The organism is Homoserinimonas flava (genome assembly GCF_054969005.1).
The window spans coordinates 286,945-299,842 of record NZ_JBUEQS010000001.1; the positions used below are offsets into that span (position 1 = coordinate 286,945).

Annotated in this window: 15 protein-coding genes and 1 tRNA gene; 9 read left to right on the plus strand and 7 right to left on the minus strand. The window is 65.5% G+C overall.

Translation table 11 applies throughout. From position 1 onward, the window contains the following. Positions 1-41 precede the first annotated feature (41 nt). From ACY48M_RS01325 to ACY48M_RS01340, 4 genes are read left to right on the plus strand one after another with little or no spacing between them, the layout of a single operon-like run. Positions 42-1,256, plus strand: a complete 1,215-nt coding sequence (locus ACY48M_RS01325; protein ID WP_462818440.1) for a cytidylyltransferase domain-containing protein — start codon at positions 42-44, stop codon at positions 1,254-1,256. Further along, positions 1,253-2,149 (plus strand): N-acetylneuraminate synthase family protein, encoded by an 897-nt coding sequence (locus ACY48M_RS01330; RefSeq protein WP_462818441.1) that lies wholly within the window; start codon positions 1,253-1,255, stop codon positions 2,147-2,149. The genes ACY48M_RS01325 and ACY48M_RS01330 overlap by 4 nt, the downstream gene beginning before the upstream one ends. A gap of 11 nt (positions 2,150-2,160) precedes the next feature. After that, a complete protein-coding gene (locus tag ACY48M_RS01335) occupies positions 2,161-3,453 on the plus strand; it encodes a DUF6716 putative glycosyltransferase (protein ID WP_462819233.1) in 1,293 nt (430 codons plus the stop codon). Positions 3,454-3,457: 4 nt separating this feature from the next. Continuing rightward, positions 3,458-4,951, plus strand: a complete 1,494-nt coding sequence (locus ACY48M_RS01340) for a sensor histidine kinase (RefSeq protein WP_462818442.1) — start codon at positions 3,458-3,460, stop codon at positions 4,949-4,951. Between the two features lie 79 nt (positions 4,952-5,030). Here ACY48M_RS01340 and ACY48M_RS01345 read toward each other — a convergent pair whose 3' ends face one another. Next, a complete protein-coding gene (locus tag ACY48M_RS01345) occupies positions 5,031-5,279 on the minus strand; it encodes a WhiB family transcriptional regulator (protein ID WP_462818443.1) in 249 nt (82 codons plus the stop codon). Positions 5,280-5,467: 188 nt separating this feature from the next. Here ACY48M_RS01345 and ACY48M_RS01350 point away from each other — a divergent pair, with 188 nt between their 5' ends. Further along, positions 5,468-5,905, plus strand: a complete 438-nt coding sequence (locus ACY48M_RS01350; RefSeq protein ID WP_462818444.1) for a hypothetical protein — start codon at positions 5,468-5,470, stop codon at positions 5,903-5,905. Between the two features lie 19 nt (positions 5,906-5,924). Here ACY48M_RS01350 and bcp read toward each other — a convergent pair whose 3' ends face one another. After that, positions 5,925-6,383, minus strand: a complete 459-nt coding sequence (gene bcp / locus ACY48M_RS01355; RefSeq protein WP_462819234.1) for a thioredoxin-dependent thiol peroxidase — start codon at positions 6,381-6,383, stop codon at positions 5,925-5,927. A gap of 115 nt (positions 6,384-6,498) precedes the next feature. Between bcp and ACY48M_RS01360 the strand changes: the two genes are divergently transcribed. After that, positions 6,499-6,574, plus strand: a tRNA-Lys gene (locus tag ACY48M_RS01360). 207 nt (positions 6,575-6,781) lie between these two features. Continuing rightward, positions 6,782-7,153, plus strand: coding sequence for a hypothetical protein (locus tag ACY48M_RS01365; RefSeq protein WP_462818445.1), 372 nt, complete (start codon positions 6,782-6,784; stop codon positions 7,151-7,153). 28 nt (positions 7,154-7,181) lie between these two features. Here the strand turns inward: ACY48M_RS01365 and ACY48M_RS01370 are convergent, their stop codons facing one another. The 5 genes from ACY48M_RS01370 to ACY48M_RS01390 all read right to left on the minus strand — a co-directional run bounded on the left by ACY48M_RS01370 (position 7,182) and on the right by ACY48M_RS01390 (position 10,366). Next, positions 7,182-8,084: a TerC family protein gene (locus ACY48M_RS01370; protein ID WP_462818446.1), complete on the minus strand. Its 903-nt coding sequence runs from the start codon at positions 8,082-8,084 to the stop codon at positions 7,182-7,184. A 39-nt stretch (positions 8,085-8,123) separates the two neighbouring features. Further along, positions 8,124-8,705: a flavin reductase family protein gene (locus ACY48M_RS01375; RefSeq protein ID WP_462818447.1), complete on the minus strand. Its 582-nt coding sequence runs from the start codon at positions 8,703-8,705 to the stop codon at positions 8,124-8,126. Positions 8,706-8,799: 94 nt separating this feature from the next. Beyond that, complete coding sequence (locus ACY48M_RS01380; RefSeq protein WP_462818448.1) at positions 8,800-9,789, minus strand: aldo/keto reductase; 990 nt, start codon at positions 9,787-9,789, stop codon at positions 8,800-8,802. Continuing rightward, positions 9,786-10,175 carry a hypothetical protein gene (locus ACY48M_RS01385; RefSeq protein WP_462818449.1) on the minus strand — a complete coding sequence of 130 codons (390 nt, stop codon included), beginning with the start codon at positions 10,173-10,175 and terminating at the stop codon, positions 9,786-9,788. The genes ACY48M_RS01380 and ACY48M_RS01385 overlap by 4 nt, the downstream gene beginning before the upstream one ends. 2 nt (positions 10,176-10,177) lie before the next feature. Beyond that, on the minus strand, positions 10,178-10,366 hold the full coding sequence (locus ACY48M_RS01390) for a hypothetical protein (protein ID WP_462818450.1): 189 nt from the start codon (positions 10,364-10,366) through the stop codon (positions 10,178-10,180). Positions 10,367-10,562: 196 nt separating this feature from the next. Here ACY48M_RS01390 and ACY48M_RS01395 point away from each other — a divergent pair, with 196 nt between their 5' ends. Together ACY48M_RS01395 and otsB are read left to right on the plus strand one after the other, a co-directional pair. After that, positions 10,563-12,065, plus strand: a complete 1,503-nt coding sequence (locus tag ACY48M_RS01395) for an alpha,alpha-trehalose-phosphate synthase (UDP-forming) (RefSeq protein WP_462818451.1) — start codon at positions 10,563-10,565, stop codon at positions 12,063-12,065. Continuing rightward, the gene (gene otsB / locus ACY48M_RS01400; RefSeq protein WP_462818452.1) at positions 12,062-12,853 is read left to right on the plus strand and encodes a trehalose-phosphatase; all 792 of its coding nucleotides are present in this window, start codon (positions 12,062-12,064) and stop codon (positions 12,851-12,853) included. Before ACY48M_RS01395 ends, otsB begins: the two co-directional genes overlap by 4 nt. Positions 12,854-12,898: the final 45 nt, after the last annotated feature.

The window sequence follows — 12,898 nt, forward strand, 5'->3', positions numbered from 1 at the left end:
AACGCTGCATACCGTGCACACATGATGCAAGGAGTCGAGCCGTGAGCGTGGTCGTGGTGATTCCGGCACGCGGCGGCTCGAAGGGGATTCCGGGCAAGAATCTGCGCAAGGTCGGCGGTGTGCCCCTCGTCGCCCGCGCCGTGCTTGCCGCGAGGGCCGCCGAACGCGTCGACCGTGTCATCGTCACGACCGACGATGACGAGATTGACCGGGTTGCCTGCGCCGCGGGTGCCGAAGTCATCGACCGACCAGCCGCCATCGCCGGCGACACGGCGAGCTCCGAATCGGCCCTACTGCACGTCATCGATGGGCTCGATGAGGTCCCCGACATTGTCGTGATGATTCAGGCCACCTCGCCCTTCATCGACCCGTCCGACCTTGATGCTGCGATCGCCGAAGTGCAGGGCGGTGTGCGGGATTCCGTGTTTTCGGCGGTCGAGTCGCACGCCTTCATGTGGCGGCTCGACAACGGCATCGCCGCTGGCGTCAACCACGAGGCATCCGCTCGCCTGCGTCGGCAGGATCGGGCACCCGAGTTCCGCGAGACCGGCGCGTTCTACGTCATGCGCGGCGAAGGCTTCGTGGCGGCGCGCCATCGCTTCTTCGGTCGCATTGGACTGCTGCCGGTCGACCAGCGCGGCGCCATCGAAATCGATACGCCCGAAGACCTCGAGCTCGCCTGCGCCATCGCGCCGGTGTGGGAGGCCCACCCACAGCTCCCCGTCGATGTCGACGCCGTTGTGACCGACTTCGACGGTGTGCACACCGACGACAGCGTCACCATTTCAGCCGATGGCACCGAGCGGGTCACCGTCACGCGCACCGACGGCATGGGGGTCGAGCTGCTGCGTCGCGCCGGGGTTCCCGTGCTCATCCTTTCGACCGAACGCAACCCCGTCGTCACGGCGCGGGCCAACAAGCTTCGGGTTGACGTCGTGCAGGGCTCCGACGACAAAGCCGTCGCCCTCTACGCCTGGCTCGCCGAGCGGGGCATCGACCCCGCGCGCGTCGCCTACCTGGGCAACGACGTCAACGACCTCGGATGCCTCGTCTCGGTCGGGTGGCCCATCGCCGTCGCCGACGCTCACCCCGACGTGCTTGCCGCAGCACGGCTCGTGCTCACCGCGCGCGGTGGCCACGGTGCCGTGCGTGAGCTCGCCGACCTCGTTGTGCTCGCGGCGGAGCGCCGTGAGACTCGCCTGCCGCCGGGCACCGTTCGCTCCGCGGCATCTGTTGCACTACTGGAGGCACCATGACCGTCACGATCGCCGAAGCATCCATCGGGGGCGGCGCTCCCGTCTACGTCATCGCAGAGATCGGGTTGAACCACAACGGCGATGTCGAGCTCGCGAAGCGGCTCATCGATGTGGCGGCAGATGCTGGCGCGCAGGCCGTGAAGTTTCAGAAGCGCACGCCCGAGATTTCGACCCCGGAGCACATGAAGTCGATGCCGAGGGAGACGCCATGGGGCACCATGACCTACCTCGAATATCGCTACCGGGTCGAGTTTGACCGTGAGCAGTATGTCGAGCTCGGCGACTATGCGACGATGCGTGGACTGCACTGGTTCGCTTCGCCGTGGGATGTTCCCTCGGTCGCCTTTCTCGAAGACCTCGGGGTCGTCGCACACAAGGTTGCGTCGGCGTCGGTGACCGACCACGAACTCCTCGCTGCACTTGCCGTGACCGGCAAGCCGATCATCCTCTCGACCGGCATGTCGACGATCGACGAGATCGACGACGCCGTCTCGCACTTCGATCGTGAGCGACTCATCATGCTGCACGCGACGTCGACCTACCCGCTGCCGCCCGAGGAGGCGAATCTCCGCACCATCGAGACGCTCCGTGGCCGCTACCCCGGCGTGCCGATCGGCTACTCGGGTCATGAGCGCGGACTCCAGATTTCGCTCGCGGCCGTGGCGCTCGGTGCGACCGTCGTCGAACGCCACATCACGCTTGACCGCACGATGTGGGGGAGCGACCACGCAGCCTCGCTTGAACCGCAGGGCTTTGAGCACCTTGTTCGGGACATCCGTGTCATCGAGCAGGCAATGGGTGACGGCGTGAAGCGGGTCTTTGCTGGCGAGCTCGCGCCGCTCGCCAAGCTTCGCCGCGTCGGGGCACCGGCTGCTCCCGTCGCGATCGGATAACCCGCGTGCGGATGCTGGTCGTCGGCGACTCCGATTCATACGTGAAGTGGGGTGCCGCGCTGGCGACACAATTGCCGGAGGCGTGGGAGCGCGACCTCGTGGTGCTCCGTTCGCCCGTGCGTCCGAGTGAACACCAGCTCGCGTCGGCCCTTGCCGGCACAGCATTCAGCCCCGCGGAGACGCTCGTTGCAGCGCTCGAAGATCTCCCCGAGCTGATTGCCGAGCGTCGCCCAGATGTCGTGCTGGCGGCCGTGCGCGGGCCCGTCGTGCGGGTCGTCGCAAGGGCTGTTCGCCGTGTGCAGGGATGGCGGCCGGTGCTCGCGACCGGGCTCCCGGGCATCACAATCCCGGCCGCGCGCAAGGCCATCGTCTATCGCGCGCTCGCGGACGTTGTCATCCTCCACAGCCACCGCGAGGTGCGCGATTTCACTGCGCTCGCCGCGGAGATGGGTGCCGACCAGCAGTTCGCCCTCGCGACCCTCCCCTTCGTGCCCGACATCGCCACCCGGTTGCGCAGCGGCGGCGACGGCGGCGACATCATCTTCGCCGCCCAGGCGATCGTGCCACGAGCCCTCGACGACCGGATGCTGCTGCTCGGGTGGCTCGCAGAGTGCGCGCGCCAGCATCCACACCGCCGCGTGGTCATCAAGGTGCGGGCGAGCCCTGGGGAGCCGCAGACGCACGCCGAGGAGCACGACTTCGCCTCGCTCATCGCGCACCTCTCGCCGCCAGCTCCCGCGAATCTTGTGGTGGAGGGCGGGCCGATGGCGGTGCATCTGGCACGCGCCGGTGCGGTCGTCACCGTGAGTTCGACCGCGGCCATTGAGGCGGTCGCGGCGGGCATTCCCACACTGATCATTGACGACTTCGGGGTGTCGCCCGCGCTCATCAATACGGTGTTCGAGGCCAGCGACTTGCTCGCTTCGAGCGAGGACCTCATCGCTGCTCGGTTTCGGCGGGCCAGCGAGGCCTGGACCCACGAGAACTACTTGCACGGCCGCGGCGAAGACAACTGGGTTCCGGCGCTCGCCGAACTCATCGCACAGCGCGACAGGGGGGCCCTGCCGTGGCGAAACCCCGCCGATCGCGTTCTCGGTGGTTCGCTCCGGCACGCCTGGGACCGCCGTCGAGCCCTCGGGAGCTTTGACCGCACCGTCTCGGGGGCGGTCGCGGTCGCGATCGGCACCCCGGCCAGATGGGCGGTGCGGCGGGTGCGGCGCACGGTCGGCTGGTTGCGCAAGCGAAGGGCGCCTGCCGCGCTCGGCGCTGAGGTACGGCGCGAAGCCGTGCGCGGGCTACCCTAAGAGAGTGTCGACGCTCTCCGATCTCGTCAGTGCCCAAGGCCGCTTCAGCGACGCGGACATCGAATGGCTTCACCTCCTCGTCGGGGACTGGCAACTTCTCGCCGATCTTGCATTCGCCGACATCGTGCTCTGGGTGCCATCGGCCGACGGCGGTTTTGTTGCGGTCTCGCACGCCCGACCGTCGAGTTCTGCAACGCTCTTCTACCGTGACTTTGTGGGCCAGGGCATCAAGCCCGAGTGGAAGAAGCAGGTGACGGATGCGTTCGAGAGCGGCCAGATCATCGACTCCTCCGCGCCGGACTGGTACGAGGAGACCCCGACGCGGGTGCGGGCGGTGCCGGTATTTCGGCGACTGTCGGCCAGCGCGCCAGAGACGACAGAGCATCCGATTGCCGTCATCACAAAACACACGAACCTGAGCGAGGCGCGCACCCCGAGCCGCCAGGAGCTCACGTTTAACGAGTGTGCAAACGAGCTCTTCCGCATGATTGCGGGCGGTGACTTCCCTGACCTCGCCGCCCCGGCCGGCCCGCGCCGCGGTGCCCCACGCGCCTCCGATGGCCTCGTTCGACTCGACGTCGACGGCGGTGTCACCTTTGCGAGCCCGAACGGACTCTCCGCCTTCAACCGCATGGGGTTCTCTGGCGAGCTCGAAGGCGAGTCGCTCGCGGAGGTCACCACTCAGCTGCTTTCGGGCAAGCTCGTTGTCGACGAATCACTGCCGCTCGTGGTGACGGGCCGAGCACCATGGCGCACCGACATTGAGGCGAGGGGCGTGACGGTCACACTCCGGGCTATCCCGATTCGGGAGCGGGGGGAGCGCATCGGCGCGATCGTGCTCTGCCGCGATGTCACGGAGTTGCGGCATCAGGAGCGCGAGCTCATCACCAAGGATGCGACGATTCGGGAGATCCACCACCGGGTCAAGAACAACCTGCAGACGGTGGCGTCACTCCTTCGCATTCAGGCACGCCGCTCGCACAGCGAGGAAGCGCGCGAGTCGTTGAGCCAGGCGATGCGCCGGGTTGAAGCGATCGCGGTCGTGCACGACACCCTTAGTGAGGGTCTCGCCCAAAGCGTGAACTTCGACGTGGTGTTCGAGCGAGTCTTGCGGCTCATCGCCGAGGTGGCGTCAAATCATGGCACCAAGGCGACGGCCAAGTTCACCGGCAGCTTTGGCGAGTTGCCGAGTGCATACGCGACTCCGCTCGCGCTTGCGCTCACCGAACTTGTGACGAATGCGGTCGAGCATGGACTCGCTGACCGCGAGGGCACGGTAGACATTCTCGTCGAGCGCACGAGCGAGGTGTTGCGCGTGCAGGTGCGCGATAACGGCACCGGGCTGCCGGAGGGTCGTGTCGGTGCGGGGCTCGGCACACAGATCGTGCGCACTCTGATTCAGGGCGAACTGAGCGGCACAATCGACTGGCACACACTGATGGGCAGCGGCACCGAGGTGACCATCGAGATCCCTCTTGGCTGGATCGACCGCGACTAGCATCACCCTGCCGCAAGTGCCCGGAGACGACACAGCACCGGTCGGCCCCGATGGGCCGCCGGTGCTGGGGTGCCGAATGCTAGGAGGCGCGGCGGGCGCGAGCGGCGCGGCGCTTGAGGGCGCGGCGCTCATCTTCGCTCAGGCCGCCCCAAACTCCAGAATCCTGGTTGGTCTCGAGGGCGTACTGAAGGCACATCTCGGTGACACTGCAGCGACCGCACACCGACTTTGCCTTTTCGATCTGGTCTACGGCAGGTCCGGTATTGCCGACAGGAAAAAAGAGTTCCGGGTCAGCCGTGAGACATGCGGCGTTATCGCGCCAATCCATGGATAGTGCTCCTTAGGTGAGCGCGCGGCCATCACGGACCGCGCAGGGTGCAGAGAACCTCTGGTGAATAGAGAGTGAAATTGAGGTTCGTCGGGATCTGCTCACGGCTCTGTGAGGGCTCAATCGACCTCCAATAGACTCTCATATCGGTTGTGGCAAATCAACGATTTTTTCGCTAGGGAAACGCTGTGAATACAAATGGGTACCCAAACGGGGCACAAGATGACGATCGTGTTAACTCTCGGGGCCGCCCGAAGCAGCTCGTCGCTCTCGCCGGAATCGTGGGACTTGAGTTTTTGTTGATCGCTGCTGCGGCCGTCTACCTGATAATCGAGCTGATTATCGATGTCCCGCTGTCATACGGTTCGGCGATTGCGCTGCTCGCGCTCGCGCTCCTCGCCGCGGTGTGGCTTGCCGTCCTTGCGGTGCAGACTCTCCGGGGTGCGTCGTGGGTGCGCGCGGGCATCATCGTGTGGCAGCTGCTGCAGATCGCTGTTGCGGTGGGCCTGTTTCAGGGCGACGAATTCGCCAGACCCGACCTCGCGTGGATGCTGCTCATCCCGTCGCTCGTGGCACTCGTTCTCGTCTTCAGCCGTCCGGTGACGGCGGCGACACGACGGGAGTAACGCTCGCGCGGGTGGCGCGCTACAGGCCGAGCGCCGTGCGCAGGCGCCGCACGTGCCCGGTTGCCTTCACGTTGTACAGCGCGTGGAGGATTGTGCCGTCCTCGTCGATCACGAAGGTGGAGCGTTTGGTGCCCTGGATGGTCTTGCCGTAGTTCTGCTTCTCACCCCAGGCGCCGTAGGCCTGGTGCGCCTCAAGACTCGGGTCGCTGAGCAGCGGGAACGTGAGGCCCTCCTCGTCACGGAACTTCTTCAGCTTCGCAACCTCGTCTTTCGACACCCCGAGCACGACGTAGCCGGCGGATGCGAGCGAGCCGAGGCTGTCACGGAAGTCACACGCCTGCGTGGTGCATCCCGGCGTGCTGGCTGCGGGGTAAAAGTAGGCGATCACCTTGCGCCCGCGATAGTCAGAGAGCGACACGGTGCTGCCGTCCTGGTCGACGAGCGTGAAGTCGGGCGCGGGGGTTCCTGCGGTGAGCATGGTCTCGGACACGGGGCTCCTCAGTGAATTGCCGGAGGGGGAAGGCGCGTTTCGGAGGCGCGCGTTACCCATGCTAATCTTGTTCCTCGGCGCTCCGGTTCGTCCGAGTCGCTTCGCACCTCTAGCTCAATTGGCAGAGCAACTGACTCTTAATCAGTGGGTTCCGGGTTCAAGTCCCGGGGGGTGTACCAAATACAAGGCTTCGAGCATGAGTCCTGCACCATTTCCCCCAACTGGGGTCTAGGCAGACGGATGTGTACACCGACATAGTCGGAACTAATCGAGTTCTCACTCGCACCAATGCCACCGCGTCAATCTGGTAGCTGTTGTCCACGTTGGACGGTCTTCGAGACGGTCCTTCTGCGCGGCATCGAAGATGGCAGAAAGCGAGACATCGCATGAGTGTGACCCCCCGTTTCACACAAACACGCTCCGAAACCCCGGAGCCGACATCCGACCCGAAAACGGTGGGTCCCACCGTCGCCGGCCTTCTCGTGCTTGCTCGCATCGAACGATGGGGGCTTCAGGTGTGGCGTGCCAGGGACGGCAAGCGGCCGGCCCTCGCCCTGCTTGCAGATGCCACGGGCTCGTCGCTCCACCCGCGCGTGGTCACGCTTCTGCTGGAGTCAGGGTTCCTCGTCGAGACAGGTTCCACACTTGATCTCACCGAGGCCGGCCGTCAGGCCCTGCTCAACCGACCCGAATTCGAACGACACGCGCAGTCGGTGCCCCTCAATGATCGGCGCCGCAGGGCGGCACCGAAACGGTAGACCAGGCGGCCGAGGAGCGGAACGTGCGCTAGCCGAGCCCGCCGGTGTCGCGCGCTGCAGCATCCGTTGTCGCCGTGCCGCTGATGGGGCGCTTCGAGAGGCCGACCGCGCCCGCATCCTTTGTGCGGGTCGTTGCGGCGCTGATCGCATCAGTCGGATCGGCCTTCGAGTAGCTGTGGCGCAGGTGCACGGGCTCCGGAGTCTCTCCAGCGAGCTTCGCCTGGCGGCGGCGGTAGAGCAGGTTGAGCGTTTCGACGCCGATCGCGAAGGCCATGGGGCCGTAGATGAGGGCCTTGTCGATGTGGACGTCGAATCCGTCGGCGATGAGGAACGCACCGATGAGGATGAGGAACGACAGCGCAAGCATCTTCACCGTCGGGTGATTGTTGACGAAGGTGAAGATGAACTTCGCGGCAAACAGCATGATGCCAAACGAGAGCACGACGGCGGCGATGATGACGATCATGTTGTCGACCATGCCGACAGCGGTGATGACCGAGTCGAACGAGAAGACAATATCGAGCAACAGGATCTGGGTGAGCACGGCGCCAAAGGTGACGGCCTTGACACGGCCTGTGCCGTGCGATTCGCCACCCTCGAGCTTCTCGTGAATTTCGGTCACCGCCTTGTAGACAAGGAAGAGCCCACCGAGGATGAGCACGAGGTCACGCCCGGAGAAGCCGTTGCCCAGGACGACGAAGAGGTCGTCGGTGAGCGAGATGATCCAGGTGGCACCGAACAGCAGACCGATGCGCATCACCATCGCGAGGGTGAGGCCGAGATTTCTCGCTTTCGCCTGCTGTTCGACCGGCAGCTTGCTCGCCAGAATCGAGATGAAGATCACATTGTCGACGCCGAGCACAATCTCCAGCACGAAGAGGGTGAGAAAGGCGATGAGGAGGTCGGGGGTAAATTCGAAGGAGAAGTCCACACCGAGATGTTACTGGGCCCTATACCCGGCCCACAGGGGTCAGACTGTCGAGTGGTCTCCGAGTGCGTGCCAGGTGCGGCTGTGGTAGACGAGCGGTGCCGATGGCGTTTCGCTGATGTGCGACTGGAGCGCGTGCACCGCCACGACGGTGGACTTGCCAGCCTCCATGGTCTGCACCACGCGACCGCGGATCCACCCGTCGGCAGCGGGAAAGTACGGCTCGCCCGTGATGAGACGATCCCAGATGCTGGTGTCGGCGAAGCGGTCGATGCCGCTCGTCGCGCAAAGCGTGGCGATGTCGAGCTGTGCGGCGCCGAGCAGGTGCACCACGACCGTGTCGGATTCGAGGATGGTGGGGGCGCTCGACGACTCCGATGACACCGAGAACACGAGCAGGGGTGGTTCGGCACTCACCGAGAAGACGGATGTCGCGGTGAGCCCCACCGGCCCGTGACCCGAGTCGGCGGTGATGACGGCGACGCCTGCCGGGTGGTTGCGGAATGCCGCCTTGAACTCATCGGCGGTCAATCCGTCGAACGTGCCCAAATCGGCAGCACCGTCAGCAGGCGCGTGCCTCGCTTCGCTGATGCGAGAAACGGGGTGGTGTGCATTGTTCGTCATGTCGGGACTCCGGGTTCGTGTGGTGCCGTTGCCTCAAGTCTGCTCCCGATTGCGGTGCAGACGGCACCGTGTTGCGCTCTGTGACGGCACAGCGTCAGAGTAGCCCTTCACGCCCGCCAGAGATCCAGGCGGTCGATGCCGACCGTGCGCCCTGCACGCGTGCCGCTATCCCGTCGAGTGCGACGAGGTCTTCGTCGTCGAGCTGGAGGTCACCTGCGCGAAGGTTGGTGGCGAAGTGTTCGAGCGAACGGGTACCAGGGATCACCGAGGTGACGACCCCGAAGCGTCGGCCCTGCTCGAGCAGCCACGCGATCGCGACCTCCTCGGTGGCGCGGCCGTGCTTTCGGGCGACCGTCCGCACTTCGCCGGCGAGTTCGACATTGGCGTCGATGTTGTTGGCGGAGAATCGCGGGAACGACCTGCGCATATCGGTGGCCGCAGCATCCCGATCGAAGCTATCGGTGAGCAGGCCGCGTGAGACGGGGGAGTACGGCACGACGGCAACGCCGAGCTCGGCGGCGGCCGACACGACGTAGGACTCGACGTCGCGGCTCACGATGCTCCACTCGGACTGCACCGCCGCGATCGGGTGCACAGCGTGTGCGCGTCGAAGCTCGTCACCGGTCGCTTCTGAGAGCCCGATGCTGCGGATCTTGCCGGCCTGCACGAGTTCGGCGAACGCCGCGACGGTCTCCTCGATGGGGACGTTCGGGTCGATGCGGTGCTGGTAATAGAGATCGAGGTGGTCGGTGCCGAGACGCCGCAGGGAATCATCGATGTTGGCGTGAATGCTCGCGCGATCGCCACTGATGGTGCGGGTGCCGACACCAGCCCCCATCGATAGTCCCGTCTTCGATGCAAGGAATACGGAGTCGCGTGGCCGGCCCCGCAGCACGCGGCCGATGATCTGCTCACTCACTCCATCGCCGTAGATGTTGGCGGTGTCGATGTGGGTAACCCCGGCATCGAGCACTCCGTCAAGCACTGCGCAGGCGGATGCTTCGTCGATCGGTCCATACGCGCCGGAGAGCGACATCGCCCCATAGCCGACAGCGTCGAGTGTCAGCGTGGAGGGCGGCGTCATGCCGGTGGCTTCTTGCTGGTGCGTGGCTTGCTCGCCTTGGCCAGTGGTTCCGTGGGTGTTGATGCCGGTGGGAATGGTGCCGTGGCCGTTGGTGCCGGGGGCGTTGATTCCGTGGTCGTTGATGCCGACGGCGTCGATGCCGACGGCGCCGATTCTGCTGGCGATTCTGCTGGCGCTGCTGGTGCCGGCGGCTCTGAGCCGTAGCCGCTCTTCTGGCGCGGCTGAGGGTCGTGACGGTCAACGTAAAGCTGCGCGGCGCGGGTCGCGACAAGAAGAAAGCGCACAAGCACAAAGACGAGCGCCACGAAGACGGTGAACGCGACGAGGGCGACGAAGAACTGCGCGATACCGGCGAGGTAGTGGCCGGCGTTCCATCCGAATCCCATGATCAATCCTCCAGTTCGCCCGTTTGGTTGTTTTTGATGACCGTGCCGACCGCGATGCCGACGGCACACGCCCAACTGACCCACATGAGGGCCAGACGCCAGTCGCGCGGGCCGCTCATGCTCGTGCGCACGGCACCCAAGCCGCCGAAGATGGCAGAGAGCACGCTCCCGCTGAAGATGAATTTGCGCATTGATAACTCCCGTTCTGGTCGTTTCTCCACGCTACCCCGCCTCTGCGATGGTGCCCAGTTCGCTGTGCAAACTCTGAGGGGGAGCCGTGTGGAAGGGGTCCCCGTCGCTCGATGAGCGGGGTACGCTGGCTGCACGACCCGCCCACCATCCCACCGTGCGAGGGCCGCACAGCGACAGACACGGAGCATGCCGTCTATGACCGCCCAAGCTCACGCCACAGCTCAAACGCAGAGCTCAAGCGAGCGTCACAATTTCGTCGTCGTCTCAAATCGACTTCCCGTCGACCGCGTCATCGAACCAGACGGTTCGGCGCGGTGGCAACATTCGCCAGGGGGACTCGTCACGGCACTTGAGCCCGTCATGCAACGCAACGATGGAGCCTGGGTCGGGTGGGCGGGGCAGCCCGACCTTGAGATTGAGCCATTCGAGAGTGATGGCATCCATATCGTTGCTGTGCCGCTGAGCCACGAAGACGTGCGCTTCTACTACGAGGGCTTCTCCAACGACACGCTCTGGCCGCTCTACCACGACGTCATCGCCCACCCGCAGTACCACCGCGAGTGGTGGGACAGCTATGTGCGTGTCAACCGGCGCTTTGCCGAGGCGACCGCCGCCACGAGCGAACAGGGCGCCGTCGTGTGGGTGCAGGACTACCAACTGCAGCTCGTGCCAAAAATGCTGCGCGAGACCAGGCCCGACCTGACGATCGGCTTCTTCAACCACATTCCGTTCCCGCCCTACGGCATCTATTCACAGTTGCCGTGGCGCACCCAGATCATCGAGGGGCTCCTGGGGGCGGATGTCATCGGGTTTCAGCGTCTCGCCGATGCGAACAATTTTTCGCGCGCCGTGCGGAGGCTCAAGGGGTTCCCCACGCGCGGGTCGACGATCGACGTGCCCCTTATCGATGAGTCGGCCGGCGTGCGCGCCCACGGGCCGATTCCGGAGGGCAAGCCCTATCGCACCGTGATCGCGCGGCAGTTCCCCATCTCGATCGACGCTCGCGGCTTCGAAGATCTGGCCCGTGACCCCGCAATCCAGGAGCGTGCACGCCAGATCCGCGCCGAGCTCGGCAACCCGAAAAAGATCATCCTTGGCGTTGACCGCCTCGACTACACGAAGGGCATCGGCCACAGGCTCAAAGCCTTCGGCGAGCTCCTTGCCCAGCGTGATGTCGCGGTCGAAGATGTGACGCTCGTGCAGGTCGCGAGCCCGAGCCGCGAGCGGGTCGAGGCCTACCGCCAGTTGCGCGATGAGATCGAGCTCATGGTCGGTCGCATCAACGGTGACTACGGCACGATCGCGCACGCCCCCATCAGCTACCACCACACGAGCTACAGCCGCGACGAGATGATCGCGCTCTACCTCGCCGCCGATGTCATGCTCGTCACGGCGCTCCGCGACGGCATGAACCTCGTGGCAAAGGAGTACGCGGCAACTCGTGTCGATGACGACGGCGTGCTCATCCTCAGCGAGTTCGCCGGGGCATCCGATGAGCTCAAGCGGGCCCTGCTCATCAACCCCCATGACATTGAGGGTCTCAAGCAGTCCATCGTGCGCGCCCTCGACATGCCCAAGGCGGAGCGTCGTACGCGGATGCGATCGATGCGCAAGCGGGTCTTCGAGCATGATGTCGCGGCGTGGTCGTCGGCGTTCCTCGATGTGCTGGTCGCGAACGGACGCAAGGCGGCAAAGTGACGCCGCCCGCATCAGACGCTGACGCCGAGCTCACGGCTGCGCTTCAGCGCCTCGCCGCGACCGATTCGCTGCTCGTGGCGCTCGACTTCGACGGCACGCTTGCCCCGCTCGTAGATCGGCCAGAAGATGCGCGCGCGATTCCCGAGGCGCAGCGCGCGATCGATCGGCTCATTGCGCTGCCGTCGACGCGGGTGGCATATATCTCCGGCCGAGCCATGGCGAGCCTCCTCGAGGTCGCCGACCCACCGGATTCGGTGCTGCTGAGCGGGTCACACGGTGTCGAGACACGCCTCGACGGGCCACCCGAGCTCGCGTTGAGTGACGCGGAGGCCGACGCAGTGGCGCGACTCCGCAGCATCCTCGAATCGGTCGCCGAGATGAACGAGGGCACCTGGGTCGAAGTGAAGCCGGCCGGGTTCGCCCTGCACAGCAGGGCGGCGACGGCCAAGGTGGCGAAGGCCGCCGAAGTGCAGGCGCACGACTCCGTGCTTGCCGAGCTGCCAGAGGTGACCGAGCGCCGGGGGCGCGACGTGCTCGAGTTCTCTGTGCGGTCGACAACCAAGGGCGACGCCGTGCGCATGCTGCGCGAGTATTGCGGCGCGACCGCCGTGCTCTTCGCTGGCGACGATGTGACCGATGAGGACGGGTTTCGAGTGCTCGGCTCGGGCGACCTCTCGCTCAAGTGCGGTGAGGGCAGCACCGCCGCGCGATTCCGAGTTGCCGACCCTCTCCAAGTCGCCGGTGTGCTCGACCGTCTCGCCGAATTCCGGTCACACGAATATGCCTGATCGGGAATCCTGCTGTAACACGCGCGGTTAGAATAAGGAGCAATC

Excerpts from the sequence above, each read along its gene's own strand:
- ACY48M_RS01330 (WP_462818441.1), top strand. The coding sequence starts at position 1,253 with ATGACCGTCACGATCGCCGAAGCATCCATCGGGGGCGGCGCTCCCGTC.
- ACY48M_RS01335 (WP_462819233.1), top strand. The coding sequence starts at position 2,161 with ATGCTGGTCGTCGGCGACTCCGATTCATACGTGAAGTGGGGTGCCGCG.
- ACY48M_RS01345 (WP_462818443.1), bottom strand. The coding sequence starts at position 5,279 with ATGGATTGGCGCGATAACGCCGCATGTCTCACGGCTGACCCGGAACTC.
- bcp (WP_462819234.1), bottom strand. The coding sequence starts at position 6,383 with ATGCTCACCGCAGGAACCCCCGCGCCCGACTTCACGCTCGTCGACCAG.
- ACY48M_RS01365 (WP_462818445.1), top strand. The coding sequence starts at position 6,782 with ATGAGTGTGACCCCCCGTTTCACACAAACACGCTCCGAAACCCCGGAG.
- ACY48M_RS01375 (WP_462818447.1), bottom strand. The coding sequence starts at position 8,705 with ATGACGAACAATGCACACCACCCCGTTTCTCGCATCAGCGAAGCGAGG.
- ACY48M_RS01380 (WP_462818448.1), bottom strand. The coding sequence starts at position 9,789 with ATGACGCCGCCCTCCACGCTGACACTCGACGCTGTCGGCTATGGGGCG.
- ACY48M_RS01385 (WP_462818449.1), bottom strand. The coding sequence starts at position 10,175 with ATGGGATTCGGATGGAACGCCGGCCACTACCTCGCCGGTATCGCGCAG.
- ACY48M_RS01390 (WP_462818450.1), bottom strand. The coding sequence starts at position 10,366 with ATGCGCAAATTCATCTTCAGCGGGAGCGTGCTCTCTGCCATCTTCGGC.
- ACY48M_RS01395 (WP_462818451.1), top strand. The coding sequence starts at position 10,563 with ATGACCGCCCAAGCTCACGCCACAGCTCAAACGCAGAGCTCAAGCGAG.